This is a genomic window from Cupriavidus nantongensis (assembly GCF_001598055.1).
Classification (GTDB): Bacteria; Pseudomonadota; Gammaproteobacteria; order Burkholderiales; family Burkholderiaceae; genus Cupriavidus; species Cupriavidus nantongensis.
The window spans coordinates 4,504,509-4,530,724 of record NZ_CP014844.1 but is presented as its reverse complement, the minus strand read 5'-3'; the positions used below and the strand labels follow the sequence as shown (position 1 = coordinate 4,530,724).

General features: G+C 65.1%; 32 protein-coding genes and 1 tRNA gene. 29 read left to right on the top strand and 4 right to left on the bottom strand.

Features of this window, described 5'->3' with window-relative positions; genetic code table 11:
- Positions 1-208 precede the first annotated feature (208 nt).
- From A2G96_RS20945 to A2G96_RS20850, 20 genes are all read left to right on the top strand, one after another.
- Entirely contained in the window at positions 209-1,159 is a 951-nt protein-coding gene (locus tag A2G96_RS20945) for an ABC transporter ATP-binding protein (RefSeq protein ID WP_062801932.1), read from the top strand.
- Complete coding sequence (locus A2G96_RS20940) at positions 1,156-1,977, top strand: ABC transporter permease (protein ID WP_082819026.1); 822 nt, start codon at positions 1,156-1,158, stop codon at positions 1,975-1,977. The genes A2G96_RS20945 and A2G96_RS20940 overlap by 4 nt, the downstream gene beginning before the upstream one ends.
- A gap of 50 nt (positions 1,978-2,027) precedes the next feature.
- Positions 2,028-2,276 carry a BolA family protein gene (locus A2G96_RS20935; protein ID WP_062801931.1) on the top strand — a complete coding sequence of 83 codons (249 nt, stop codon included), beginning with the start codon at positions 2,028-2,030 and terminating at the stop codon, positions 2,274-2,276.
- Positions 2,277-2,349: 73 nt separating this feature from the next.
- Positions 2,350-3,600, top strand: a complete 1,251-nt coding sequence (gene murA / locus A2G96_RS20930) for a UDP-N-acetylglucosamine 1-carboxyvinyltransferase (protein ID WP_062801930.1) — start codon at positions 2,350-2,352, stop codon at positions 3,598-3,600.
- Positions 3,601-3,620: 20 nt separating this feature from the next.
- Positions 3,621-4,295 (top strand): ATP phosphoribosyltransferase, encoded by a 675-nt coding sequence (gene hisG / locus A2G96_RS20925; RefSeq protein ID WP_062801929.1) that lies wholly within the window; start codon positions 3,621-3,623, stop codon positions 4,293-4,295.
- 32 nt (positions 4,296-4,327) lie between these two features.
- The gene (gene hisD / locus A2G96_RS20920; protein ID WP_062801928.1) at positions 4,328-5,665 is read left to right on the top strand and encodes a histidinol dehydrogenase; all 1,338 of its coding nucleotides are present in this window, start codon (positions 4,328-4,330) and stop codon (positions 5,663-5,665) included.
- Between the two features lie 30 nt (positions 5,666-5,695).
- Entirely contained in the window at positions 5,696-6,796 is a 1,101-nt protein-coding gene (gene hisC, locus A2G96_RS20915; protein WP_062801927.1) for a histidinol-phosphate transaminase, read from the top strand.
- 4 nt (positions 6,797-6,800) lie between these two features.
- The gene (gene hisB / locus A2G96_RS20910) at positions 6,801-7,388 is read left to right on the top strand and encodes an imidazoleglycerol-phosphate dehydratase HisB (RefSeq protein WP_010812330.1); all 588 of its coding nucleotides are present in this window, start codon (positions 6,801-6,803) and stop codon (positions 7,386-7,388) included.
- Positions 7,389-7,476: 88 nt separating this feature from the next.
- On the top strand, positions 7,477-8,100 hold the full coding sequence (locus tag A2G96_RS20905; RefSeq protein ID WP_062801926.1) for a YchE family NAAT transporter: 624 nt from the start codon (positions 7,477-7,479) through the stop codon (positions 8,098-8,100).
- Complete coding sequence (gene hisH, locus A2G96_RS20900) at positions 8,097-8,750, top strand: imidazole glycerol phosphate synthase subunit HisH (RefSeq protein ID WP_062801925.1); 654 nt, start codon at positions 8,097-8,099, stop codon at positions 8,748-8,750. Before A2G96_RS20905 ends, hisH begins: the two co-directional genes overlap by 4 nt.
- A gap of 166 nt (positions 8,751-8,916) precedes the next feature.
- The gene (gene hisA / locus A2G96_RS20895) at positions 8,917-9,663 is read left to right on the top strand and encodes a 1-(5-phosphoribosyl)-5-[(5-phosphoribosylamino)methylideneamino]imidazole-4-carboxamide isomerase (RefSeq protein ID WP_029047635.1); all 747 of its coding nucleotides are present in this window, start codon (positions 8,917-8,919) and stop codon (positions 9,661-9,663) included.
- A 68-nt stretch (positions 9,664-9,731) separates the two neighbouring features.
- Positions 9,732-10,502 (top strand): imidazole glycerol phosphate synthase subunit HisF, encoded by a 771-nt coding sequence (gene hisF, locus A2G96_RS20890; RefSeq protein ID WP_062801924.1) that lies wholly within the window; start codon positions 9,732-9,734, stop codon positions 10,500-10,502.
- Between the two features lie 2 nt (positions 10,503-10,504).
- The gene (hisI, locus tag A2G96_RS20885; RefSeq protein ID WP_062801923.1) at positions 10,505-10,909 is read left to right on the top strand and encodes a phosphoribosyl-AMP cyclohydrolase; all 405 of its coding nucleotides are present in this window, start codon (positions 10,505-10,507) and stop codon (positions 10,907-10,909) included.
- A complete protein-coding gene (locus A2G96_RS20880; RefSeq protein WP_012354084.1) occupies positions 10,906-11,277 on the top strand; it encodes a phosphoribosyl-ATP diphosphatase in 372 nt (123 codons plus the stop codon). The genes hisI and A2G96_RS20880 overlap by 4 nt, the downstream gene beginning before the upstream one ends.
- 59 nt (positions 11,278-11,336) lie before the next feature.
- On the top strand, positions 11,337-11,729 hold the full coding sequence (locus A2G96_RS20875) for a DUF4870 family protein (RefSeq protein ID WP_018004939.1): 393 nt from the start codon (positions 11,337-11,339) through the stop codon (positions 11,727-11,729).
- 61 nt (positions 11,730-11,790) lie between these two features.
- On the top strand, positions 11,791-12,147 hold the full coding sequence (locus tag A2G96_RS20870; protein WP_018004940.1) for a histidine triad nucleotide-binding protein: 357 nt from the start codon (positions 11,791-11,793) through the stop codon (positions 12,145-12,147).
- A 147-nt stretch (positions 12,148-12,294) separates the two neighbouring features.
- Positions 12,295-12,525 carry a Sec-independent protein translocase subunit TatA gene (tatA, locus tag A2G96_RS20865; RefSeq protein WP_062801922.1) on the top strand — a complete coding sequence of 77 codons (231 nt, stop codon included), beginning with the start codon at positions 12,295-12,297 and terminating at the stop codon, positions 12,523-12,525.
- A 94-nt stretch (positions 12,526-12,619) separates the two neighbouring features.
- Complete coding sequence (tatB, locus tag A2G96_RS20860) at positions 12,620-13,141, top strand: Sec-independent protein translocase protein TatB (protein WP_062801921.1); 522 nt, start codon at positions 12,620-12,622, stop codon at positions 13,139-13,141.
- A 124-nt stretch (positions 13,142-13,265) separates the two neighbouring features.
- Entirely contained in the window at positions 13,266-14,072 is an 807-nt protein-coding gene (gene tatC, locus A2G96_RS20855; RefSeq protein ID WP_062801920.1) for a twin-arginine translocase subunit TatC, read from the top strand.
- 234 nt (positions 14,073-14,306) lie between these two features.
- On the top strand, positions 14,307-15,401 hold the full coding sequence (locus tag A2G96_RS20850) for a porin (protein ID WP_062801919.1): 1,095 nt from the start codon (positions 14,307-14,309) through the stop codon (positions 15,399-15,401).
- Positions 15,402-15,813: 412 nt separating this feature from the next.
- On the opposite strand, the gene A2G96_RS20845 is transcribed toward A2G96_RS20850, so the two are convergent.
- The gene (locus tag A2G96_RS20845) at positions 15,814-17,007 is read right to left on the bottom strand and encodes a Do family serine endopeptidase (RefSeq protein WP_018004945.1); all 1,194 of its coding nucleotides are present in this window, start codon (positions 17,005-17,007) and stop codon (positions 15,814-15,816) included.
- 20 nt (positions 17,008-17,027) lie between these two features.
- On the opposite strand from A2G96_RS20845, the gene A2G96_RS20840 reads away from it, so the two are divergent.
- Complete coding sequence (locus A2G96_RS20840; protein WP_062801918.1) at positions 17,028-17,774, top strand: Nif3-like dinuclear metal center hexameric protein; 747 nt, start codon at positions 17,028-17,030, stop codon at positions 17,772-17,774.
- 56 nt (positions 17,775-17,830) lie between these two features.
- Here the strand turns inward: A2G96_RS20840 and mscL are convergent, their stop codons facing one another.
- Positions 17,831-18,256, bottom strand: a complete 426-nt coding sequence (mscL, locus tag A2G96_RS20835; protein WP_062801917.1) for a large conductance mechanosensitive channel protein MscL — start codon at positions 18,254-18,256, stop codon at positions 17,831-17,833.
- 213 nt (positions 18,257-18,469) lie between these two features.
- Between mscL and petA the strand changes: the two genes are divergently transcribed.
- The 8 genes from petA (at position 18,470) to A2G96_RS20795 (ending at position 24,664) form a co-directional block, all read left to right on the top strand.
- A complete protein-coding gene (gene petA, locus A2G96_RS20830; RefSeq protein WP_012354074.1) occupies positions 18,470-19,087 on the top strand; it encodes a ubiquinol-cytochrome c reductase iron-sulfur subunit in 618 nt (205 codons plus the stop codon).
- Positions 19,088-19,089: 2 nt separating this feature from the next.
- Positions 19,090-20,493 (top strand): cytochrome b, encoded by a 1,404-nt coding sequence (locus A2G96_RS20825; RefSeq protein WP_062801916.1) that lies wholly within the window; start codon positions 19,090-19,092, stop codon positions 20,491-20,493.
- Positions 20,494-20,529: 36 nt separating this feature from the next.
- Positions 20,530-21,273: a cytochrome c1 gene (locus A2G96_RS20820; RefSeq protein ID WP_062801915.1), complete on the top strand. Its 744-nt coding sequence runs from the start codon at positions 20,530-20,532 to the stop codon at positions 21,271-21,273.
- 206 nt (positions 21,274-21,479) lie between these two features.
- Positions 21,480-22,091 carry a glutathione S-transferase N-terminal domain-containing protein gene (locus A2G96_RS20815; RefSeq protein WP_010812311.1) on the top strand — a complete coding sequence of 204 codons (612 nt, stop codon included), beginning with the start codon at positions 21,480-21,482 and terminating at the stop codon, positions 22,089-22,091.
- Between the two features lie 57 nt (positions 22,092-22,148).
- Positions 22,149-22,637: a ClpXP protease specificity-enhancing factor gene (locus A2G96_RS20810; protein WP_062801914.1), complete on the top strand. Its 489-nt coding sequence runs from the start codon at positions 22,149-22,151 to the stop codon at positions 22,635-22,637.
- Positions 22,638-22,689: 52 nt separating this feature from the next.
- Positions 22,690-22,765 (top strand) — tRNA-Thr (locus A2G96_RS20805).
- A 208-nt stretch (positions 22,766-22,973) separates the two neighbouring features.
- Positions 22,974-23,888 carry a sensor histidine kinase gene (locus A2G96_RS20800; protein WP_062801913.1) on the top strand — a complete coding sequence of 305 codons (915 nt, stop codon included), beginning with the start codon at positions 22,974-22,976 and terminating at the stop codon, positions 23,886-23,888.
- Positions 23,889-23,902: 14 nt separating this feature from the next.
- Positions 23,903-24,664, top strand: a complete 762-nt coding sequence (locus tag A2G96_RS20795; protein ID WP_062801912.1) for a LytR/AlgR family response regulator transcription factor — start codon at positions 23,903-23,905, stop codon at positions 24,662-24,664.
- A gap of 38 nt (positions 24,665-24,702) precedes the next feature.
- Here the strand turns inward: A2G96_RS20795 and A2G96_RS20790 are convergent, their stop codons facing one another.
- On the bottom strand, positions 24,703-25,023 hold the full coding sequence (locus tag A2G96_RS20790; RefSeq protein ID WP_062801911.1) for a 2TM domain-containing protein: 321 nt from the start codon (positions 25,021-25,023) through the stop codon (positions 24,703-24,705).
- A 155-nt stretch (positions 25,024-25,178) separates the two neighbouring features.
- Positions 25,179-25,700, bottom strand: coding sequence for a carbohydrate kinase family protein (locus A2G96_RS20785; protein WP_231909661.1), 522 nt, complete (start codon positions 25,698-25,700; stop codon positions 25,179-25,181).
- Positions 25,701-26,216: the final 516 nt, after the last annotated feature.

Genomic DNA, 26,216 nt, shown 5'->3' with positions numbered 1-26,216 from the left:
CGCTGGTGCGGCCGCCGAGCCCCCGGGGCGGATCCGGCGGGGATCAAGCGGGACCGACCCCGCATCCCCTATAATTCCGGGTTGTTCGCCCATCCCCCCGCCTGTTGCCGGTCCAGTCCATGCCGGAGCAGGATATCCGGGCACGCTTTGCTCCCCATTTCCTGGCGGCCGGCCCTGAAAGAGCCGGACCCGCCACAAACAATCGGCCATGAAAGCCATTGAAATCCACGACGTTCGCAAGCGCTACCGCAACCTGCAGGCGCTCAAGGGCGTCAGCTTCACCGTCGAACGCGGCGAATTCTTCGGCCTGCTCGGGCCCAACGGCGCCGGCAAGACCACGCTGATCTCGATCCTCGCCGGCCTGAACCGGGCCGATTCCGGCCGCGTCAGTGTGCTGGGGCACGATGTCGTCGCCGATTACCGGATGGCGCGGCGTATGCTGGGCGTGGTGCCGCAGGAGCTGGTGTTCGATCCGTTCTTCACGGTCCGCGAGACGCTGCGGCTGCAGTCAGGCTATTTCGGCCTGACCCGCAACGACGACTGGATCGACGAAATCATGGCCAACCTGGACCTGACCGGGAAAGCCGATGCCAATATGCGCCAGCTGTCCGGCGGCATGAAGCGGCGCGTGCTGGTGGCGCAGGCGCTGGTGCACCGCCCGCCGGTGATCGTGCTCGACGAGCCCACCGCCGGCGTCGATGTTGAGCTGCGGCAAACGCTGTGGAAGTTCATCTCGCGCCTGAACCGCGAAGGGCACACCATCATCCTGACCACGCACTACCTCGAAGAGGCCGAGGCGCTGTGCGACCGCATCGCCATGCTCAAGTTCGGCGAAGTGGTGGCGCTGGACCGCACCAGCAACCTGCTGACGCAGTTTGCCGGGCTGCAGCTGGTGCTGACCTTCGCGCGCGGCAGCCTGCCGGCCGCGCTGGAGCCGCTGCGCATGCCGGCCAACCCCGGCGAGCGCGCGGTGCGGCTGCGGCTGTCGGGCTACCAGGCGGTCGAACCGATCCTGGCCGCCTGCCGCGAAGCGGGCTGTGACATCGAAGACATGGAAATCAACAAGGCCGACCTCGAGGACGTATTCGTGCAGATCATGCGCCGCGAGGGGCATATGCCCGGCGCGCTGCCCGACCCGGCGATGGAGGCCGCGGCATGAAGCAGCCTGGCGACATCGAAATCCTCGACGACACCCGCCTCGGCGCGATGGCCGTCGGCGGCCTGGTGGGCTTCCGCACGCTGCTGTACAAGGAGGTGCTGCGCTTCTGGAAGGTCAGCTTCCAGACCGTGGCCGCGCCGGTGCTGACCGCGGTGCTGTACCTGCTGATCTTCGGCCATGTGCTGGAAGACCGGGTCAAGGTCTATGACCAGATCAGCTACACCGCTTTCCTGGTGCCCGGGCTGGTGATGATGAGCGTGCTGCAGAACGCGTTCGCCAACAGTTCTTCATCACTGATCCAGTCGAAGATCACCGGCAACCTGGTGTTCGTGCTGCTGCCGCCGCTGTCGCACTGGGAGATGTTCGGTGCCTACGTGGTGGCCTCGGTGATCCGCGGCCTGACCGTCGGCCTGGGCGTGCTGCTGGTGACGGCGTGGTTCGCCAACCTGCATTTCGCCAACGTCGGCTGGATCCTGGTATTCGCGCTGCTGGGTGCGGGCATCCTGGGCACGCTCGGCCTGATTGCCGGCATCTGGGCCGAGAAGTTCGACCAGCTCGCCGCATTCCAGAATTTCCTGATCATGCCGGCGACCTTCCTGTCCGGCGTGTTCTATTCGATCCATTCGCTGCCGGCCTTCTGGCAGGCGGTGTCCCATGCCAATCCGTTCTTCTACATGATCGACGGCTTCCGCTATGGCTTCTTCGGCGTCTCGGACGTGTCGCCGCTGTTCAGCCTGGCGGTGGTCGGATCGGCGTTCGTAGTGCTGGCCGCGCTGGCGCTGCGCCTGTTGAGGTCCGGATACAAGCTGCGCCACTGAGCCGCGGCCGGCCCTGTTGAATCAAGCTGAATCACGCTGAAGAGAACCCCATGCTGCCTACACCGGAACAAGTCAGGGACTACATTGCCCAAGGACTGCCCTGCGAACACCTGCAAGTCGAGGGCGATGGCCAGCATTTCTTTGCCACCATCGTCAGCAACGAATTTGAAGGCAAGCGGTTGATCCAGCGCCACCAGCGCGTCTACGCGGCGCTGGGCGACCGCATGCGCGCCGAGATCCATGCGCTGTCGATGAAGACCCTGACCCCCGCGGAGTGGCAGGCGGGCGAAGGCAAGTAAGAATCGTGCGCCGCGCGAACGCGCGGCTCCAGAACAATGACGCCGGGCGCGTGCCCGGACCAGACCACAGAACATGGACAAATTCCAGATTCACGGCAACGGCCCGCTCAAGGGTGAAATCCGCGTCTCGGGCGCCAAGAACGCCGCCCTGCCGATCCTGTGCGCGGGCCTGCTGACGGCCGACACCGTCGCGCTGGACAACGTGCCCAACCTGCAGGACGTGCGCACCACGCTCAAGCTGCTGCGCCTGATGGGCATGCAGGCCGAGTTCGACGGCGCGCGCGTGACCCTGAACGGCGCCGACGTCAATGTGCTCGAGGCCCCGTACGAGCTGGTCAAGACCATGCGCGCCTCGATCCTGGTGCTGGGCCCGCTGGTGGCGCGCTTTGGCGAGGCCCGCGTGTCGCTGCCGGGCGGCTGCGGCATCGGCGCACGGCCGGTCGACCAGCACATCAAGGGCCTGCAGGCGATGGGCGCCGAGATCACCATCGAGCATGGCTTTATCCATGCGCGCGCGAAACGCCTGAAGGGCGCGCGCGTGGTCACCGACATGATCACCGTCACCGGCACCGAGAACCTGCTGATGGCGGCGACGCTGGCCGAAGGCGAGACCGTGCTGGAAAACGCCGCGCGCGAGCCCGAGGTGACCGACTTGGCCCAGCTGCTGGTGAAGATGGGCGCGAAGATCGACGGCATCGGCACCGACCGCCTGGTGGTGCATGGCGTTGAGCGCCTGCACGGCGCCAGCCACAGCGTCATCGCCGACCGCATCGAGGCCGGTACCTTCCTGTGCGCGGCGGCCGCGACGCTGGGCGACCTGGTGCTGCGCGGCGTGCAGCCCGAGATCCTCGACACCGTGCTCGACAAGCTGCGTGAAGCCGGCGCCAGCATCGAGACCGGCGCCGACTGGATCCGCCTGGCGATGCCGCACCGCGCCCGCGCGGTGAGCTTCCGCACCTCGGAATATCCCGCCTTCCCGACCGACATGCAGGCCCAGTTCATGGCCCTGAACGCGGTCGCCGAAGGCACCGCGCGCGTGACCGAGACCATCTTCGAGAACCGCTTCATGCACGTGCAGGAACTGAACCGCCTGGGCGCCGACATCGCCGTCGAGGGCAATACCGCGGTGGTCAACGGCGTGCCGCGCCTGTCCGGTGCCAACGTAATGGCGACCGACCTGCGCGCCTCGGCCAGCCTGGTGATCGCCGGCCTGGTGGCCGACGGCGAGACCGTGATCGACCGCATCTACCACCTGGACCGCGGCTACGACCGCATGGAAGACAAGCTGTCGGCAGTGGGCGCGAAGATCCGCCGCATTGCCTGAGCACCAAGGACTGAAGCCCGATGAGCCCCGCTTTCAACGCATCGCCCAACCAGCTGACGCTGGCTTTGTCCAAGGGCCGCATCTTCACCGAGACGCTGCCGCTGCTGGAAGCGGCCGGCATCCGCGTCACCGAGGATCCCGAGACCTCGCGCAAGCTGATCCTGCCGACTTCCGATCCGGCGGTGCGCGTGGTGATCGTGCGCGCCTCGGACGTGCCGACCTACGTGCAGTACGGCGCGGCCGACTTCGGCGTGGCCGGCAAGGACGTGCTGATGGAAAGCGGCATGGCCGGCCTGTATGCGCCGATCGACCTCAACATCGCACGCTGCCGCATGTCGGTGGCGGTGCCGGCCGGCTTTGACTACGCCAAGGCCGTGCGCCAGGGCGCGCGCCTGGCCGTGGCCACCAAGTACGTGCAGACCGCGCGCGAGCATTTTGCGAAAAAGGGCGTTCACGTCGACCTGATCAAGCTGTACGGTTCGATGGAGCTGGGCCCGCTGGTGGGCCTGTCCGATGCCATCGTCGACCTGGTCAGCACCGGCAGCACGCTGCGCGCCAACAATCTGGTGGAAGTGGAAGAGATCGTGCAGATCTCGTCGCGGCTGGTGGTGAACCAGGCCGCGCTCAAACTCAAGCGCGAGCGGCTGGCACCGATCCTCGACGCCTTCGAACGCGCTTCAGCGGCGCTGGCCTGAGGCCGGGTCGCCGCCTGACAGGAACAGAAGTCATGAACCCAACCGAAATGGAAAGCCTGCCGATCCGCCGGCTCGATTCCAGCGAGCCGGGCTTTGCCGAGGCGCTGCGCCAGGTGCTGGCCTTCGAGGCCGGCGAGGACGAGGCCATCGATCGCGCCGCCGCGCAGATCCTGGCCGACGTGAAGTCGCGCGGCGATGCCGCGGTGCTGGAATACACGCGCCGCTTCGACCGCGTCGAGGCAGCGTCGATGGGCGCGCTCGAGGTCTCGCAGCAGCAGCTCGAAGCCGCGCTCGAAGACCTCGAGCCCAAGCGCCGCGCCGCGCTGGAGGCGGCCGCGGCGCGCGTGCGCGCCTACCACGAGAAGCAGAAGATCGAATGCGGCAGCCACAGCTGGGAATACACCGAGGCCGACGGCACCATGCTGGGCCAGAAGGTGACGCCGCTGGACCGCGTCGGCATCTATGTGCCGGGCGGCAAGGCCGCCTACCCGTCGTCGGTGCTGATGAATGCGATCCCGGCGCGGGTGGCGGGCGTCAAGGAGATCATCATGGTCGTGCCCACGCCCGGCGGCGTGCGCAATGAACTGGTGCTGGCCGCGGCGCAGATCGCCGGCGTCGACCGCGTCTTCACCATCGGCGGCGCACAAGCCGTGGGCGCGCTTGCCTACGGCACCGCGACGCTGCCGCAAGTCGACAAGATCGTCGGCCCCGGCAACGCCTACGTGGCCGCGGCCAAGCGGCGCGTGTTCGGCACCGTCGGCATCGACATGATCGCCGGCCCGTCCGAGATCCTGGTGATCTGCGACGGCACCACCGACCCCGACTGGGTGGCGATGGATCTGTTCTCGCAGGCCGAGCACGATGAACTGGCGCAGTCGATCCTGCTGTGCCCGGACGCGGACTATATCGCCCGCGTCGAAGCCAGCATCCAGCGCCAGCTTGGCACCATGCCGCGCCGCGACGTGATTGCCGCGTCGATCTCCGGCCGTGGCGCGCTGGTCAAGGTGCGCGACATGGAGGAAGCCTGCGAGATCGCCAACGCGATCGCGCCGGAACACCTCGAGATCTCGGCCGAGAACCCGCGCCAGTGGAGCGAGAAGATCCGCCATGCCGGCGCCATCTTCCTGGGCCGCTATACCAGCGAGTCGCTGGGCGACTACTGCGCCGGCCCCAACCACGTGCTGCCGACCTCGCGCACCGCGCGCTTCTCGTCGCCGCTGGGCGTCTATGACTTCCAGAAGCGCTCGAGCCTGATCGAGGTGAGCGAGGGCGGCGCGCAGATGCTGGGCCAGATCGCCGCAGAACTGGCCTATGGCGAAGGCCTGCAGGCCCACGCCCGCAGCGCGGAATACCGTTTCAAACGTAGCTGAACCCCTGACCCACCCCACACTGGAGCTTCCATGTCAGCCGTAGAGCCCTCCCTGATCGAACGCATCATCCGTGACGACGTGCGCGCCATGGGCGCCTACCACGTGCCGGATTCGCACGGTCTGGTCAAGCTCGACGCGATGGAGAACCCGTACCGCCTGCCGCCCGCGCTGCGCCAGCAGCTGGCCGAGCGCCTCGGCGAGGTGGCGTTGAACCGCTACCCCGTGCCGAGCAGCGAAGCGCTGCGCGCCGCGCTCAAGCGCGTGATGCAGGTGCCGGCCGGCATGGACGTGCTGCTCGGCAACGGCTCGGACGAGCTCATCAGCATGCTGGCGCTGGCCGCGGCCAGGCCGGGCGCGAAGGTGATGGCGCCGGTGCCGGGCTTTGTCATGTACGCGATGTCCGCGCAGTTTGCCGGCCTGCAGTTCGTCGGCGTGCCGCTGCGCGACGATTTCACGCTGGACCGCGCCGCGATGCTGGCGGCGATGGCCGCGCAGCAGCCCGCCATCATCTACCTGGCCTACCCGAACAACCCCACCGGCAACCTGTTCGACGCCGCCGACATGGAGGCCATCATCCGCGCCGCGCAGGGCGAGGTCTGCAACAGCCTGGTGGTGGTCGACGAGGCCTACCAGCCGTTCGCCCAGCACAGCTGGATGCCGCGCCTGACAGACTTCGGCAACCTGCTGGTGATGCGCACCGTATCGAAGCTCGGCCTGGCCGGCATCCGCCTGGGCTACCTGGCCGGCGCGCCGGAATGGCTGTCGCAGCTGGACAAGGTGCGCCCGCCCTATAACGTCAACGTGCTGACCGAGGCCGCCGCGCTGTTCGCGCTCGAGCATGTGGCGGTGCTGGATGACCAGGCCGCGCAACTGCGTGCCGAGCGTACCCGCGTGGCCGACGGCATGGCCGCGCAGCCCGGGGTCACCGTGTTCCCCAGCGCGGCCAACTTCCTGCTGGTGCGCGTGCCGGATGCCGCACAGACCTTCGAGCGCCTGCTGGCGCGGAAGGTATTGATCAAGAACGTGAGTAAAATGCACCCGTTGCTGGCCAATTGTCTGCGCGTCACGGTCAGCACGCCCGAAGAAAACGCGCAGTTCCTTGAGGCATTCGCAGCTTCGCTGCAGGATTAACACCATGCGTGTTGCAGAGGTCACCCGCAATACTTCGGAAACGCAGATTCGCGTTTCCTTGAATCTCGACGGCAGCGGCCGCCAGAAACTGGCGTCGGGCGTGCCGTTCCTCGACCACATGCTGGACCAGATCGCCCGCCATGGCATGTTCGACCTGGAGGTCGAAGCCACCGGCGACACGCATATCGACGACCACCATACGGTGGAAGACGTGGGCATCACGCTCGGCCAGGCCGTGGCCAGGGCCATCGGCGACAAGAAGGGCATCACCCGCTACGGCCACAGCTATGTGCCGCTGGACGAATGCCTGTCGCGCGTGGTGATCGATTTCTCCGGCCGCCCGGGCCTGGAGTTCCACGTTCCGTTCACGCGTGCGCGCGTGGGCAGCTTCGACGTGGACCTGACCATCGAGTTCTTCCGCGGCTTCGTCAACCATGCCGGCGTCACGCTGCATATCGACAACCTGCGCGGCATCAACGCCCATCACCAGTGCGAGACCGTGTTCAAGGCCTTCGGCCGGGCACTGCGCATGGCGGTGGAGCTGGATCCGCGCGCGGCCAACACGATCCCGTCGACCAAGGGTACGCTCTGAGCTTGCTGAAACCGTAGGCGTGCCGGCTGGTTGCGGCGCCCGCTGACCTTCCCCGAACCTGGCCAGCGACGCTGGCGACCCGCAACCAATGGATACGCTCAAGTCGTTTATCTCGCTGCTGGCGCTGATCAACCCGATCGGGGCGATCCCGTTCTTCATCAGCCTGACCAGCCAGCAGACTGAAGCGGAAAAGCTGCGTACGATCAAGATCGCGTCGATCTCGGTGGCGATCGTGGTGGCGGTGTCGGCGTTGCTGGGTCAGCAGATCATCGAGTTCTTCAATATCTCGGTGGCATCGCTGCAGGTGGGCGGCGGACTCATCATGATCATGATGGCCATGAACATGCTGAATGCGCAAACCAGCCGCACCAAGGCGACGCCGGAAGAAGAGGACGAGGCCGGGGTAAAGTCGAGCATTGCGGTGGTGCCGCTGGCGTTGCCGCTGCTGACCGGGCCGGGCTCGATCAGCACGGTGATCGTCTATGCCGGCAAGACCCAGCACTGGTACCAGTTGCTGATCCTGGTCGGCATCGGTGCGCTGCTGGGTTCGGTGGTGTACCTGGTGTTCCGCGCGGCGGACCCGATCGCCCGGGTCATCGGGCGCACCGGCATCAATATCGGCACGCGCCTGATGGGCTTGATCCTGTCGGCGCTGGCCGTGGAATTCATCGTGGACGGGCTGAAGACATTGTTGCCTGTTTTGAAATCATGACTACCATAGCAATTGTGGATTACGGCATGGGCAACCTGCGCTCGGTGGCGCAGGCGCTGCGCGCCGCGGCACCGGAAGCCGATGTCCGGGTGGTGGATGCGCCCGAAGGCATCCGCTCGGCGGACCGCGTGGTGCTGCCGGGCCAGGGCGCGATGCCCGACTGCATGTCGGCGCTGGGCGCGTCCGGCTTGCAGCAAGCGGTGGTCGAGGCTGCCGCGAGCAAGCCGATGCTGGGCGTGTGCGTGGGCGAGCAGATGCTGTTCGAATTCAGCACCGAAAGCCGCGCCGGCACGGATCGCACCCCGGCGCTGGGGCTGATGCCCGGGCAGGTCGTACGGTTTGCGCTGGATGGCATGACGCAGCCCGACGGCTCGCGCTTCAAGGTGCCGCAGATGGGCTGGAACCGGGTGCGCCAGGCCGGGCCGCACCCGCTGTGGAACGGCATTCCGGACGACAGCTGGTTCTATTTCGTCCACAGCTACTATGTGCAGGCGCAGGATCCGGCCCATATTGCCGGCGAAACGGAATACGGAGTCGTATTTACCAGCGCGGTAGCGCGCGATAATATTTTCGCGACGCAGTTCCACCCGGAGAAAAGCGCGGCCATGGGCCTGCAGCTGTACCGGAACTTCGTCCACTGGAATCCCTGAAGCGCAGCTTGCCGATTCGCGATTCGCTTGTTTTCGCTTGTTGACCCGATGCTCGACCGCTGACCGACCCGGCACCTGACCCGTATCCGATCGACTATCGACCCGACCTGACCGGCATGCGCCGGTCTCGCTCAATCTCACTCACTCAACCACGCTCGTCACGCATATGTTGCTCATTCCGGCCATCGACCTGAAGGACGGTCAGTGTGTACGCCTCAAACAAGGCGACATGGACCAGGCCACCGTCTTTTCCGAAGATCCCGCCGCCATGGCACGCCACTGGGTGGAGCAGGGCGCCCGCCGCCTGCACCTGGTGGACCTGAACGGCGCGTTCGTGGGCAAGCCCCGCAACGAGGCCGCCATCAAGGCCATCATCGCCGAGGTCGGCGACGAGATCCCGGTGCAGCTGGGCGGCGGCATCCGCGACCTGAATACCATCGAGCGCTGGCTGGACGACGGGCTCTCGTACGTCATCATCGGCACCGCGGCAGTGAAGAACCCTGGCTTCCTGAAGGACGCGTGCTCGGCCTTCGGCGGCCATATCATCGTCGGGCTCGATGCCAAGGACGGCAAGGTGGCCACCGACGGCTGGAGCAAGCTGACCGGCCACGAGGTGGCGGACCTGGCGCGCAAGTACGAAGACTACGGCGTCGAGGCCATCATCTACACCGACATCGGCCGCGACGGCATGCTGCAAGGGATCAATATCGATGCCACCGTCAAGCTGGCGCAGTCGATGTCGATCCCGGTGATCGCCAGCGGCGGGCTGTCCAACCTGGCCGATATCGACAACCTGTGCGCGGTCGAGGGCGAGGGCGTGGAAGGGGTCATCTGCGGCCGCGCGATCTACTCCGGCGACCTCAACTTTGCCGACGCGCAGGCGCGCGCCGACAAGCTGCGCGACGGGCAATAAGGCAACGGCGCCGCGGGCGCGGCCGCCGGCCGCTGCCGGCACGGCAGCGGTGGCGGACAAGGAATCTCATGCTAGCCAAACGTATCATCCCCTGCCTGGACGTGACCAACGGGCGGGTGGTCAAGGGCGTCAACTTTGTCGAGCTGCGCGACGCGGGCGATCCCGTCGAAATCGCGCGCCGCTATGACGAGCAGGGCGCCGACGAAATCACATTCCTCGACATCACCGCGACCAGCGACGGGCGCGACCTGATGCTGCATATCATCGAGGACGTCGCCTCGCAGGTATTCATCCCGCTGACGGTGGGCGGCGGCGTGCGCACCGTCGAAGACGTGCGCCGGCTGCTCAATGCCGGCGCCGACAAGATCAGCGTCAATTCGTCGGCAATCGCCAACCCGCAGCTGGTGTCGGACGCCACCGCGCGCTATGGCTCGCAGTGCATCGTGGTGGCGATCGACGCCAAGCGCAGCTCCGCTCCGGGCGAAGCGCCGCGCTGGGAAGTCTTCACCCACGGCGGGCGCAAGGCAACGGGGCTGGACGCGGTGCAATGGGCGCGTGAAATGGCGACGCGCGGCGCCGGCGAAATCCTGCTGACCAGCATGGACCGTGACGGCACCAAAAGCGGCTTCGACCTGGAACTGACGCGCGCCGTCAGCGACGCGGTGCCGGTGCCGGTGATCGCCTCGGGCGGCGTCGGCGGCCTGCAGGACCTGGCCGACGGCATCACCCAGGGCCGCGCCGACGCGGTGCTGGCCGCCAGCATCTTCCACTACGGCCAGCATACCGTGGGCGAAGCCAAGGCATTCATGGCCCGCGAGGGCATACCCGTGCGGATCTGATCATGCCGAAGAAGTGGCTCAACAAGGTTAAGTGGGACGACAACGGCCTGGTGCCGGTGATCGTGCAGGAAGTCGGCTCGAACGACGTGCTGATGTTCGCGTTCATGAACCGCGAGGCGCTGCTGCGTACCGTGGAGCTGGGCGAGGCCGTGTTCTGGTCGCGCTCGCGCAAGCGCCTGTGGCACAAGGGCGAAGAATCGGGCCATGTGCAGAAGGTGCACGAGGTCCGTCTGGACTGCGATGAAGACGTGGTGCTGCTGAAGGTGACGCAGATCGACAGCATCGCCTGCCATACCGGGCGCCATTCCTGCTTCTTCCAGAAATTCGAGGGCGATGCCGATACCGGGGACTGGCAGACGGTCGAGCCGGTGTTGAAGGACCCTGCCCAGATCTACACCAAGCCATGAGCGACAACGCACTCAGCAGCAACGATGTCCTGGCGCGCCTGGCCGAGGTGCTGGAATCGCGCAAGCCCGCCAACGGCGGCGACCCCGACAAGTCCTACGTGGCGCGCCTGTTCAGCAAGGGCGACGACGCCATCCTGAAGAAGATCGGCGAGGAGGCCACCGAGACCGTGATGGCCGCCAAGGACGCGCGCGCCGCCGGCGAGAGCGGCGCCGCCGCCGGCAAGGTAGTCTATGAAGTGGCCGACCTGTGGTTCCACAGCATGGTGCTGCTGGCAAACTTCGGCCTGACGCCGGCGGATGTGGTCAACGAGCTGGCGCGGCGCGAAGGGCTGTCCGGCCTGGAAGAGAAGGCCCGGCGCAAGGACTAGCCGGCGCGGGTGCCGGCCGGTTTCCCGCCTGCCGCGAGGCAGGCTTTCAACCGAGGGCGATGATGGCGAACGACTACACCGGGCAGGTCACCACTCCCAGCGGCGAACAGCTGGGCAGCCTGCGCAAGCTGCTGCACATCCTTTACGCGTTGTATGCGATCTTCTGGCTCACTGGCGGCATCACCGCGCTGATCGCCATCGTGATCGACTACGTCAAGCGCGATGACGCACGCGGCTCGCTGTATGCCTCGCACTTCGCCTGGCAGATCCGCTCGTTCTGGTGGTCGGTGGCGTGGGGCGTGCTGGGCGGAGTGCTGTTCGCGACAGTCGTGCTGATGCCGCTGGCCTTTGCCGTGTGGGGCGTGCTGTCGCTGTGGATGCTGTATCGTATCGTCAAGGGCTGGCTGTATCTGAACGACAGCAAGCCGATGTACCCGGACCAGCAGTTCTGAGCTCGGGCAGACCGATGCATCAGGTGGTAACCGGAGCCGCGGCCGTCGCAATGAAATTTTCATGAACGCTCAGGATAATTGCATCTTCTGCAAGATCGTGGCCGGCCAGCTGCCGTCGAACAAAGTCTATGAAGACGACGACATGCTGGCTTTCCACGATATCCATCCCAAGGCGCCGGTACACTTGCTGGTCATTCCCAAGGCACATGTCGACTCGCTGGCCGATTGCGGCGCCGGCGAAGGAGAGGTGCTTGCTAGAATGATGCTGAAGGTGCCAGAACTGGCGCGTGCGGCCGGCTGTTCCAACGGCTTCAGGACGGTGATCAACACCGGCCCGGACGGCGGACAGGAGGTCTACCACCTGCACCTGCATGTGCTCGGTGGACCGCGCCATGCCTGGAAGGGACCGCTGCCCTGACCGGGCAGCCTTGGCAGGGGAGTGTCCGCGGCGGCAACGCCCGGGCAGAAGCTGTGCCGGCAACCGTCGCCCGGCGCGGCCATCACGGGACGGAACAACGGGTCCGGGCATCAATGATTGCGCCCGCGGCTGCATCAGGAGCAAGAGATGGGTTCGTTTAGCATTTGGCACTGGCTGATCGTGCTGGTGATCGTCATGCTGGTGTTCGGCACCAAGAAGCTGCGCAATATCGGCCAGGACCTGGGCGGCGCGGTCAAGGGCTTCAAGGACGGCATGAAGGACGGCGAGGACAAGGCTGCCCAGCCGGGCGCGTCCAAGGAACTGCGCGATTCCACCACCATCGACGTCGACGCCAAGGAAAAGTCCCGCCAGCAATAAGCCGGCGGTGTGCCCTCCCTTCCACGCAAATCTCGCTGCGCGTGTCGTTGCGCGCCCCGCGCTATTCCGCATGTTGTCCGCATGATGTGTCCGCATGATTGATCTCGGCATTTCCAAGCTGGCGCTGATCGGCGCCGTGGCACTGATCGTGATCGGTCCCGAACGGCTGCCCAAGGTCGCGCGCACGGTAGGCGCGCTGGTTGGCCGCGCGCAGCGCTACATCAACGACGTCAAGGCCGAAGTCAGCCGCGAGGTCGAACTGGAAGAACTGCGCAAGATGCGCACGGAATTCGAGGACGCCGCGCGCGATGTCGAGCGCACCATCCACAAGGAAGTCAGCGAGCAGACCCAGGCGCTCAACGAAGCGCTCGGCGGCGCAGAAGCCAGCGGCGCCACCGGCGCAGGCGGCAGCAGCGACGCCAGCGGCGGCTTCGTGCCCAGCTGGGACGCGGCGCACAAGGCGCACAACGGGCGCAAGAGCTGGCGCGTCAAGCAGGGCGCGCGTCCGCTGTGGTTCAAGCGCCAGCACAATGTCCGCGTCTGGGTGCAGTCGGGCGCGGCGCGCGTCAAGCGGCACCGGCCGGCGAGCCGGCCCTCCCGTTCCTTCTTCGAATAAGCATGGCGCGCGGCGAAGTCCTGCCGGCCGCGGTGGCCGCTGTCGTTGTGTCCGCCTCCCCACGCCGCCACGTTGCGGTTTCATCGATCCACTTGCCAGCCCTCGCGGCTGAGCGGTTCACGCCATGAGCGACACCCGGTCCTCCGATCCCCAAGACCCGCAAGACGAGTCGCAGCAGGAAACCTTTATCTCCCACCTGATCGAGTTGCGCCAGCGACTGGTCAAGGCGGTGGCCGGCATCATCCTGGTGTTCGTCTCGCTGGTCTACTGGGCGCCGGTCATCTTCAACCTGTTCTCCGCGCCGCTGATGGAATCGCTGCCCAAGGGCGGCAAGATGATCGTCACGGACGTGACCGGCTCGTTCTTCGTGCCGATGAAGGTGACCTTGCTGGTAGCGTTCCTGATCGCGCTGCCCTGGGTGCTGTACCAGGTCTGGCAGTTTGTCGCGCCGGGCCTGTACCAGCATGAGAAGCGCCTGATCCTGCCGCTGGTATCGAGCAGTTATTTCCTGTTCCTGTGCGGCGTGGCGTTTGCGTATTTTCTGGTGTTCCCCACGGTGTTCCATTTCATGGCGCACTACAACGCGCCGCTGGGGGCGGAGATGTCCACCGACATCGACAAATACCTCAGCTTCGCCATGACCACGTTCCTCGCTTTCGGGATTACCTTCGAAGTGCCGGTGGTGGTGATCGTGCTGGTGCGGTTCGGTGTGGTCGAGCTGGAAAAGCTCAAGCAGATCCGCCCCTATGTGATCGTCGGGGCCTTCATCATCGCGGCCATCGTCACGCCGCCGGATGTGCTGTCGCAACTGTTGCTGGCGGTTCCCCTGGTGGCCCTCTATGAACTTGGGCTGATACTCGCCCGTTTCATCGGCCGTCCGGCAGCCGAGCAGGCCACTTCCGCAGAAACGCAACCGGACGAATCGCGCTGAGGCAGGCTTTTTTTCGCAAGCCGCGCGCTGGTTTGCACCAAAATGGGGATTTTTGCCCGCATTCCTGTTGCTCCCCCACAACAAAAACCGCCGGTAAGCATGGTTTACGCCGAAAAAGCCTTCTGACGGCCGGGGGGGCTGGCACATAATACGCAGCAGACGTGAATGTAAATGCGTCGCCCAAGCACTTGGGCAACCAAGATTTCCCAATCAGTTGACAAGGAAAGTGTCGATATGAAGATGAAACTGTTTGCTGCTGCCGTCGCCGCTCTGGCCGCTGGTGGCGCGTATGCCCAGTCGAGCGTGACCCTGTACGGCGTGGCTGACGTCGGCCTCGAATACGTCAGCAAGGCCAACGCTGCCGGCGACGATCTGTTCCGCATGTCGTCGGGTAACCAGTCCGGTTCGCGCTGGGGCCTGCGTGGCGTGGAAGACCTGGGTGGCGGTCTGAAGGGCGTGTTCGTCCTGGAAAGCGGTTTCGACCTGGATGACGGTCGTTCGTCGCAAGGCGGTCGCCTGTTCGGTCGTCAAGCCTACGTCGGTCTGCAAAGCAACTTCGGTTCGCTGCTGCTGGGCCGTCAACAGACCGCCTTCTACGACTTCGGTCTGATCTATGACCCGATGGCCATCTCGTCGCGCTACGGTATCCTGGCTCAGGACGCCGCCTTCGCTTCGCGCGCCGACAACACCGTCAAGTACATCGGCAAGTTCGGTGGCCTGACCGCTTCGGCCTTCTACAGCTTCAACAACAACGGCCAAGAAGTCGCCGGCGCCTTCCGCCGCGGCCAAGAGTACGGCGCAATGCTGAACTACGCAGCTGGCCCGTTCTCGGTTGGTGCTGCTTATGACGAAGTGCACGGCACGACCACCGGCACCGCCGCTGCTCCTGTCGACGCAAGCGGTCAGCGTATCCGCCGCGCCACCGTGGGTGCCAACTACGCCTTCGGCCCGGCCAAGGTCTACGCTGGCTACCGTTGGGCCAAGGCTGCCGACGGCGCCGCTCTGCCGGGCCAAGTGGCGACTGCCGCCAACCCGCTGGGCATCAACGGTACCTCCAACCTGTACTGGCTGGGCCTGGGTTACCAGCTGACCCCGGCGTTCTCGCTGTCGGGCGCTGCGTACTACCAAGACTTCCGCAAGACCGACGCCGATCCGTGGCAATTCGTCGTGACCGCCGACTACGCGCTGTCGAAGCGTACCGACGTGTACACCTCGCTGTCGTACGCTCTGAACGACAACGGTTCGCTGCTGGGCGTGAACGGCTTCAACACCGTCCAAGCTGGCAAGGACCAGTTCGGTGCTGTGGTCGGCCTGCGCCACAAGTTCTAATCTGACGCGGGCTTCCGCCCGCTTAAGGTTGACTTGAATAACGCCGGCATCCGCAAGGATGCCGGCGTTTTCTTTTGTGCAATTCGATGGCGGCAATCAGCGACACGGCTGGGGCCTTGCGCCGCTTACGCATTGCCGCCGGACCGCGCGACGGTCCATTGGTCCTCGGGGCCGAGAAGCTCGCCGGCGCGCCACACGGATCGTGGCCGCCAAGCATGGCATGCCGGTGGACCGGTCCCGATGGGCTGCAATCGCCTGAACAACCGGCGTCGTGCGGCATGACGCCTGCGGCTATGCTGCAAGTCGAAGCACGCCGACTCGTCCTGCCGCCGCCACGTCCCCCGGGAATGCGGCCATAAAAAACCCGCCATCGCTGGCGGGTTTGCTGACTCCGGTGGGGAAAAAAACCCGCTTACTCTTCCTCTTCAAACGGCAGCGACCGGCGCGGCGGCGGTGGCCGCTTGCCGATGGTGACCGTCAGGTCCGTCGGCTTGCCACGCCGGATCACCGTCATCTTGATGTCCACGCCGGGCTTGAGCTGGGCAATCGCATTCAGAAGCGCGGTGGTGTCCGTGATCGACAAGCCATCCACCTTGGTCAGCACATCGCCGGGCCGCACGCCTGCCTTGTCCGCCGGGCCGCCCTGGACCACGGCGGCGATCAGTGCGCCTTCCTTGGCATCGAGCCCGAACGATTCGGCAATCTCCGGCGTCATGTCCTGCGGTTCGACGCCGATCCAGCCGCGCGTCACGCTGCCGGTCGAGATAATCGACTCCATCACCTGCTTGGCCGTCGATACCGGGATGGCGAAGCCGATACCCAGTGAGCCGCCCGAGCGCGAATAGATCGCCGTGTTGATGCCGAGCAGGTTGCCCTGCGCATCCACCAGCGCGCCGCCCGAGTTGCCGGGGTTGATCGCGGCATCGGTCTGGATGAAGTTCTCGAAGGTGTTGATGCCCAGGTGGCTGCGGCCCAGTGCGGACACGATGCCCATGGTCACGGTCTGGCCCACGCCGAACGGATTGCCGATGGCCAGCACCACATCGCCGACCTTCACGTTCTCGAGCCGGCCCAGCGTGATCGCAGGCAGGTCCTTCAGCGTCACCTTCAGCACGGCCAGGTCGGTTTCCGGGTCGGAGCCGACCACCTTGGCATTGGCCTTGCGGCCATCGGTCAGCGCGATCTCGATCTCGTCGGCGCCGTCGACCACGTGGTGGTTGGTTAGAATGTAACCCTCGGCACTGACAATGACGCCCGACCCCAGGCTGGAAACCGGCTCCTGCCGCTCGGGCAGGCGGTCGCCGAAGAAAAAGCGGAACCACGGATCCTCGGCCTGCGGGTTGGGCGAGCGCTTGTTGCCGTTCTTGCTGGTAAAGATATTGACCACCGCCGGCATGGCCAGCTGAGCGGCTTCACTGTATGACCCTTCGGCCGCAGGACCGGACACGTTGGGCACGACTTCCTTGAGCGCCACGATGGGCGAGCCGGATTGGACCGCGACGCGCCCCCTCTGCAGCCATTCAGGCTTGAGCGTTGCCACGACGAACCAGACCGCCAGCACGACGGTGACAGCCTGGGCAAAGAACAGCCAAAAGCGCCGCAACATATTGGAGTTTTGAGCAGAAAATGAAAACAAAAGAGCTTGAATTGTACTTGAACGACCTGTTGGAAGTTTCCCGCTACAAGGACTATTGTCCCAATGGGCTGCAAGTGCAAGGTCGACCTGAGATCACACATGTGGTGACCGGGGTGACGGCAAGCCTGGCGCTGGTCGAGGCCGCGGTCGAGGCGGGCGCCGACGCCATCCTCGTGCATCACGGCTATTTCTGGAAAAACGAGGACGCGCGCGTGGTGGGGCAGAAGCATGCGCGCCTGAAGCGCCTGCTCGGGGCCGATATCAATCTGTTCGCCTATCACCTGCCGCTGGATAATCACCCGGAATTCGGCAATAACGCGCAACTTGGCCTGCAGCTCGGATTCACTCCCACCGGCCGCTTCAGCGACGACCAGCTGGGCTGGACCGGCACGCTGCCCGCGCCGATGCCGCTGTCCGCGCTGGCTGCGCATGTCGGCGGCGTGCTCGGGCGCGAACCGCTGGCGATCGGCGCGCCGGAGCAGATGATCCGCACCGTTGGCTGGTGCACGGGCGGGGCGCAAGGGTACTTCGATGCCGCGGTGGCCGCCGGCGTCGATGCCTATCTGAGCGGCGAAGTCTCGGAGCAGACCACGCACCTGGCGCGCGAGAGCGGCGTGGCGTATCTGGCGGCGGGCCATCATGCGACCGAGCGCTATGGCATTCGCTCGCTGGGCGAGCATGTGGCCGAGCGCTTCGGCCTGCGCCATACCTTTATCGATATTCCGAATCCGGTCTGATCTGACAAAAAACAAAACGGCCCCAGCGGGGCCGTTTTATCGTTCGGGATTCGAAATCAGCGGGCTTTCAGGCTGTCGCGGATTTCACGCAGCAGCGCCACTTCCTCGGGCGGTGCGGCGGGAGCCGGCGCCGGTTCCTGGGCGCGCATCCGGTTGAAGGCGCGCACCATCAGAAAGATGATGAAGGCCAGGATGATGAAGTTGACGACGATGGTGAGGAAATTGCCATAGGCAAACACCGGTACGCCAGCTTTCTTCAGGGCATCGAGCGTCAGTGGTGTCCCGGGAGGGGGATCCGCCAGAACGATGAACATGCTGGAGAAATCCAGCTTGCCCACCACACGGCCCACCAACGGCATGATCAGGTCGTTGACCACCGAATCCACGATCTTGCCGAAGGCCGCACCGATGATCACACCGACAGCGAGGTCGATGACGTTGCCGCGTACGGCGAAGGTTCTGAATTCCGAGATCATGCCCATGGGGGGTTCTCCTTCTTGTGGCGATGGCTGAACGGTTTCAAGCTGGAAGCCTGCCGCATCACTCACCGGAAATCAAGCGTGCAGGGGATTTCCGGGATGCATGTCCGATAATCGCGCGAGGCCGTGGCATTTTCTGCCTATCTAGTGCGCAGGTGTCTAAGGTACACTTTATGGTTGACGCAAAATCTAAATTGACTTCCCCTGGGGTTTGGAATGAGTGACCAGCAAGACGTGAAGAGCGTGGATAAAGGTCGCCGCAATTGGTTGATCGCGACATCCGTCGCTGGCGGCGTCGGAGGCGTGGCGGTAGCGGTTCCTTTCGTCAGTACCTTTGCACCATCGGAGAAGGCCAAGGCCGCGGGTGCCCCAGTCGAGGCGGATATCGGCGCCCTGAAGCCGGGCGAGATGATGACCGTCGAGTGGCGCGGCAAACCGGTCTGGATCATGCGGCGCACGGAGGAGCAACTGGCGTCGCTGAAGAAGACGGACGGCGAAGTCGCCGATCCCAATTCCGATATCCCATTCACCATGCAGACGCCCGAGTACTGCAAGAACGAAACCCGTTCGCGTCCGGAGCACAAGGACGTGCTGGTGGTAGTGGGCATCTGTTCCCATCTCGGCTGTTCCCCCTCGGGCCCCTTCGCCCCCGGTGCCAACCCTCAGCTTGGCACTGATCCCGGTTTCCTCTGCCCCTGCCACGGATCGACCTTCGACCTGGCCGGGCGCGTCTTCAAGAACAAGCCGGCTCCGCAGAATCTCGATGTTCCCCCCTACCAGTTCCTGTCCGACAGCAAGATCGTGATCGGCAAGGACGAGAAAGGAGAAGCCTGATCATGGCGGCCGAAAAACAAGTCAAGACGACCGGCCTGCTGGGCTGGATCGACGCCCGCTTTCCCGCGACCCAGCTGTGGGAAGACCACCTGTCCCGCTACTACGCGCCGAAGAACTTCAACTTCTGGTATTTCTTCGGTTCGCTGGCGCTGCTGGTGCTGGTGATCCAGATCGTCACCGGCATCTTCCTGGTGATGAACTACAAGCCGGACGGCACGCTGAACGCCGCCGGCATTCCGGTGGCCTTTGCCAGCGTGGAATACATCATGCGCGAAGTCCCGTGGGGCTGGCTGGTGCGCTACATGCATTCGACCGGCGCCTCGGCCTTCTTCGTCGTGGTCTACCTGCATATGTTCCGCGGCCTGCTGTACGGTTCGTACCGCAAGCCGCGCGAGCTGGTCTGGATCTTCGGCTGCCTGATCTTCCTGTGCCTGATGGCCGAAGCCTTCATGGGCTACCTGCTGCCGTGGGGCCAGATGTCGTACTGGGGCGCCCAGGTGATCGTGAACCTGTTCTCGGCCATTCCGGTGATCGGCCAGGACCTGTCGCTGTTTATCCGCGGCGACTACGTGGTCAGCGACGCGACCCTGAACCGCTTCTTCTCGTTCCACGTCATCGCGGTGCCGCTGGTGCTGCTGGGCCTGGTGGTCGCCCACATCATCGCGCTGCACGAAGTGGGCTCGAACAACCCGGACGGCGTCGAGATCAAGGCCAAGAAGGACGAAAACGGCATCCCGCTGGACGGCATCCCGTTTCATCCGTACTACTCGGTGCATGACCTGCTCGGCGTGGGCGGCTTCCTGATCGCGTTTTCGGCCGTGATCTTCTTCTTCCCCGAAGTGGGCGGCTATTTCCTGGAAGCCAACAACTTCTTTCCGGCCGATCCGCTGAAGACCCCGCCGCACATCGCGCCGGTCTGGTACTTCACGCCGTTCTACTCGATGCTGCGCGCCACCACGTCGAACTTCCTGCCGATCCTGTGGGTGTTCTTCGCGCTGCTGCTCGGCATGGTGTTCCTGCGCAGCAAGGATGCGCGCGTCAAGATCGGTGCCATCGCCGTCGCGGTGATCCTGGCCGTGGGCTTCTACTTCATCGACGCCAAGTTCTGGGGCGTGCTGGTGATGGGCGGCTCGGTGGTGATCCTGTTCTTCCTGCCGTGGCTCGACTGCTCGCCGGTCAAGTCCATCCGCTATCGTCCCGCTTTCCACAAGACCATCCTGATCGTCTTCGTGGTGGTGTTCCTGGTGCTCGGCTATCTCGGCGTGCAACCGCCGTCGCCGGTGGGTGAGAAGGTGTCGCAGCTCGGTACGCTGCTGTACTTCGCCTTCTTCCTGACCATGCCGCTGTGGAGCCGTGTCGGCGAGTTCAAGCCGGTCCCGGAGCGTGTCACGTTCCACCCGCACTGAGCGAAGCGAACCCCGACAAGAGCACAAGGACACAAGATGAAAAAGCTGCTTTCGATCCTCGCGCTGGCCGGCGCCTGCATTGCCGGCGCGCCCGCCATGGCTGCCGAGGGGGGCTTCCCCCTCGAGCCGGCGCCGGTGAACACCGCCGACCTGTCGTCGCTGCAGCGCGGCGCCAAGGTGTTCGTCAACTACTGCCTGAACTGCCACGGCGCATCGATGATGCGCTACAACCGGCTCAAGGACATCGGCCTGACCGACGACCAGATCCGCGAGAACCTGCTGTTCACCGCGGACAAGGTGGGCGAGACCATGAACATCGCCATGCAGCCGAAGGAAGCCAAGGCCTTCTTCGGTGCGCAGCCGCCGGACCTGTCCGTGATCGCGCGCGCCCGTGGCGACGACTGGCTCTACACCTACCTGCGCACGTTCTATCGTGACGACAGCCGCGCCACCGGCTGGAACAACCTGGTGTTCCCGAGCGTCGGCATGCCGCACGTGCTGTGGGAACTGCAGGGCCAGCGCGCCGCCAAGTTCACCGAAGTGGAAGAGCATGGCGAGAAGGTGCACAAGTTCGCCGGCTTCGAGCAACTGAGTCCGGGCAAGCTGAGCAAGGTCGAGTACGACCAGATGACCGCCGACCTCGTCAGCTTCCTCGACTGGATGGCCGAGCCCGCGCAGAACCACCGCAAGCGCCTGGGCGTCTGGGTGCTGCTGTTCCTGGGCGTGTTCACCGTGTTCGCCTGGCGCCTGAACGCGGCGTACTGGAAAGACGTGAAGTAAGACCGTGACAGGGCCCGATCGGGCCCTGATCCAAAAAGGCCAGGGGCGGTCGCTGCGAAAAGGCAGCGCCGCCCCTGGCCTTTTCTATGTTGTGAACGCTAAAAAGCGCCTTATTTGTCACTTATTTGCTTTTCGGTAGCCGAGTTTGGCAGAATGGCAGACCTTACTGTCCGACCCAGCTCCGGCTAAGCCCAAGGAATCCAACCATGATGGTGTTGTATTCGGGTACGACTTGCCCGTTTTCCCAACGTTGCCGCCTTGTCCTGTTCGAAAAGGGCATGGATTTTGAAATCCGCGACGTCGACCTGTTCAACAAGCCCGAAGATATTTCGGTGATGAACCCGTACGGCCAGGTGCCCATCCTGGTCGAGCGCGACCTCATCCTGTATGAGTCGAACATCATCAACGAGTATATCGACGAGCGCTTCCCGCACCCGCAGCTGATGCCGGCCGACCCGGTGCAGCGCGCCCGCGCTCGCCTGTTCCTGTTCAACTTCGAAAAGGAACTGTTCACCCACGTGTACACGCTGGAGAACGAAAAAGGCAAGGCTGCGGAAAAGAACCACGAACGCGCCCGCGCCGCGATCCGCGACCGCCTGACGCAGCTGGCACCGATCTTCGTCAAGAACAAGTACATGCTGGGCGAAGAGTTCTCGATGCTCGACGTCGCCATCGCGCCGTTGCTGTGGCGCCTGGACCACTACGGCATCGAGCTGTCGAAGAACGCCGCGCCGCTGCTGAAGTATGCTGAACGCATTTTCAGCCGTCCCGCGTACATCGAAGCGCTGACCCCGTCCGAAAAGGTGATGCGCCGCTAACCGGCACCGGCCCGACGGCAACCGCCCTCGGGCCATCGCGGCGCCATTGGAAGCACAATGCCTGAAACCTCCACCAAGCCCTACCTGATCCGCGCCATCTACGAATGGTGCACGGACAACGGCTTCACGCCGTACATCGCCGTCTTCGTCGACGCCAACACCAACGTGCCGCGCGAGTTCGTCAAGAACAACGAGATCGTGCTAAACGTCAGCTTCGACGCCACCAGCGGCCTGGACATGGGCAACGAGTGGATCACCTTCAGCGCGCGCTTCGGCGGTGTATCCCGCAAGATCGACGTGCCCGTCGAGAACGTGCTGGCGATCTACGCGCGCGAGAACGGCCAGGGCATGGCGTTCCCGGTCGAACGCAGCCTGCCGGAAACCCAGGCCGCCACCGAGCGTGAAAACAATCCGCCGCCCAAGCTCGCCCCGGTCGAAGCCGAAACCCCGGCAACCCCCAGCGACACCGGCCCCGGCGACGACGACACGCCGCCCCCGGTGCCCCGCATCGGCGGCAAGAAGCCCGCACTGAAAGTGGTGAAGTAAGCCATCCCAAAGCCGACCGCAATGCAGTAGAATCGCGGTCTGCACCAGACATGCCGGCTTAGCTCATCAGGTAGAGCAGTTGATTTGTAATCATCAGGTGGCGGGTTCGAGTCCTGCAGCCGGCACCAGAATTGAAAGACGGGCTACGCATTGCGTGGCCCGTTTTGTTTTTGGGGTGTCCGAGGCATTGTCACAGCGGTAGCCGGCCCGCACCCCGGGCATCGACGCCTGATTCCCGTCGTTTCACGCCGCCATCCTGTCGATTCCCGGCACCCGCATATCAGCCTCTTTGGCCTGGTGGTAATCTGCGCCCAATTGCCGCCCCAACCACCGCCCGTGCCTTTTCCCCATTCCCGCCTCTGGCGCGCCGCCCCCGAGCAGCGTGCCTATGAAGAAGCCCGCCACCGCGTGCGCGCGTTGCGCTTCTTCTATCTGCACGCCATGGTCTACGTGGTAGTGAACGCGATGCTGATCGGCTTTCACCTGATGGGATCGTCGCACCGGCCCTGGGCGGGGGGCCCGCTGATGGGATGGGGCATCGGACTGGCGGTGCACGGCATCATGACCTGGGGCCGTGTGGGCTTGCTGGGACGGCGGTGGGAAGAGCGCAAGATTGCCGAGTACATGGCGCAGGAACAGGTGCGCACGCTGTCGACGGAGAAGCAGCTGGTCGAGGCGCGCATGAAGCTGCTGCAGGCGCAGATCGAGCCGCACTTCCTGTTCAATACGCTGGCCAACGTGGTCAGCCTGATCGAGCCCGCGCCGCAGAAGGCGACGATGATGCTGGAGCATTTCATCGCCTATCTGCGCGCGTCGCTCGCCGCCAGCCGCGCGACGCAAGGCACGGTGGCGCAGGAGGCGAAGCTGCTGCGCGATTATCTGGCGCTGATCCGTATTCGCATGGGCGAGCGCCTGCACTACACGGTCGATGTCGATCCCGAGCTCGAAACGATGCCGCTGGCGCCGATGCTGCTGCAGCCGGTGGTCGAGAATGCGATCAAGCATGGCCTGGAGCCGAAGATCGAAGGCGGGCGGCTGCTGGTCCGGCTGGAGCGGCGTGGCCCGCGCATGCTGGCGACGATCGAGGACGATGGCATGGGATTCCGGCCATCGGCGGGCGCCGGGGTCGGCCTGTCGAACCTGCGCGAACGGCTGGCGGTGTTGTATGACGGCGATGCCCACGTCCGGATCGAAGAGCGCTCGCCGGGCACCGCGGTGCTGATCGATCTTCCGCTGTCGCCTGAATCCTGAACCGGAGACACCCGATGACGCCCACCGCCCTGATCGCCGATGACGAAGAGCACCTGCGCGCGTACCTGCGTGGCAAGCTGCAGCGCCTGTGGCCGGAGTTGCAGATCGTTGCCGAAGCGACCAACGGCATCGAGGCCGCCGAGGCCATCGCACGGTGGTCGCCGAGCGTGGCCTTCCTCGATATCAAGATGCCGGGCCTGTCCGGGTTGGAAGTAGCGCAGGGCATCGAAACCGATACGCGGCTGGTGTTCGTCACCGCCTATGACGAATTTGCGCTCGATGCCTTCGAGCGCGCGGCGGTGGACTACCTGGTCAAGCCGGTCAGCGAAGAACGGCTCGGCCGCACCATCGAACGTTTGCGCAAGTCGCTGCAGGAGGCCGCGCCCCTGCCCGAACTGGCGCAGTTGCTGAACCAGCTGACCCGCGCCCAGCCGCGCGCGGAAGGCGGCGGCCAGTTGCGGTGGGTCCGCGCCAGCCGCGGCAATACCACCAGCCACGTGCCGATCCAGGAGGTGATGTACTTCCAGAGCGACGACAAGTACGTGGTGGTCCATACCCGCGATGGCGAGCACCTGATCCGCACGCCGCTGGCGGAACTGATGGCCGGCCTGGACCCGGAGGTGTTCTGGCAGATCCACCGCTCCTCCATCGTCAATATGGAATACGTGGCCGGCACGCGGCGCGACGAGTCGGGCCGGCTCTTTGTCCGGATGCGCGGCAGCGATGCCGAACTGCCGGTGTCGCGCGCGTATATGCATCGGTTCCGGCAGATGTAGGCCGGCCGGCGCCGTGCGCCGGCGGCCAAGGGGTGTGGCTAGTGCCGGTCCATGAATTCCTGGATCTTGCGCTGTTCCCAGTCGCGGCCGCGGCGCGACAGCCGCGTCCAGACCAGCAGCCCGTGCAAGGCCAGTCCCAGGCCCCAGGCCAGCGTGGTGGTCAGCGGCCACGGCCAGCCGGTGGTGGCGTAGTGCGACCATGACGGCGACGGGAAGTAGAAGAAGCGGAACCACAGCCACGCATTGACCACGGCGTAGACCAGCAGGTGGATATACCAGCCGCGCAGCGCGCGCACCATGCGGCGCGCGCGCCAGTAGGCCATGGCGTTGGGATCGTTGGGCGGGAAGGCGTGGTGCATGGGATACCTCGTCGTCAGGAAGATTGGCATGCGACAGGTATAGGCCACCACCAGGCGTCGTTCCAGGCCCGTGGGCTGAATCGACGGATTTCGTTCGCGAGCGGGCGCGCAGTCGGCGCGAATGAGGCAACGTAAATGTCGCGGCGACGCCGCTTTCAAGCTTTCGCCTTCAGCGCATTCCAGACGGCTTGCACGCCTGGAAGCGGTGCCACGGCGCCTTGACCCATGGTGGCCAGCGCCGCCGCCACGCAAGCCCATCGCGCAGCGGACACGACATCATCCCCGGCCACCAGCCGCGCCAGATAAGTGCCGTCGAAGCAGTCGCCGGCGCCGGTCGCATCGACTGCGTCGACGCGGAAGGGCGCCACGGCAGTCGGCGGTCCGCCGTCGGATACCAGGCAACCCTGGCTGCCAAGCTTCAGGACCACCTGCCGCGCGCCCATCCGGTGGCACCAGTCGACGATGCCTGCGGGATCGTCGATGCCGGCAAGCTGGCGCACGTCGTCCAGGCTGGGCAGGAACAGATCGCACAGCGGCAGGGTGGCGAGGATGACGTCACGCGCGCGCTCCAGTGGCCACAGCGCAAGCCGCAGATTGGGATCGTAGGACACCCTGGTGCCGGCCTGGCGGGCGATGCGGATGGCCTCGCGTACGGTACGTGCGGCAGACGCGCTGATGGCCTGGCTGATGCCGGAAACGTGGATGTGAATGGCTGTCTAAAACCGGCACTAAACGGCGGCGCGGCTTAAAGATGCGGAGCAACTCCTGCATTGCAGGATTGTCTCGAGGTCTTCTGATTCGATATTGAAGGTGGCCACCGGGCGCGTCGGAGCGAGCCCGTAGGGCGAGTGCAGACGCGCCCGGTGATGGGCATTCCGCAAGGTGGTGACGTCGCAGTGGGGATGCGGTAAAAAGGTTGGCTTTACCGCCGAAAAGAAACAGGCACGACACCGGTCCAAACCGCCAAGTTCATCCCGATGTCGTGCCCCACTCGTGCCAAGGGCGCGCGTGCCGAGCCAGTATGGCACGGCTCGTCCATCCCGTCGAGGCCGTTTCGGCATGACTGGGGGATCGCCGATGCCGGCCACGGGCCGCCTCTTTGTGTGCGCCCATTGCCGGGCGCAGGTCGTTGTTTGCCGCCGCTGCGACCGCGGTCAGATCTACTGCAATGGCGGCTGCTCGCAAGCAGCGCG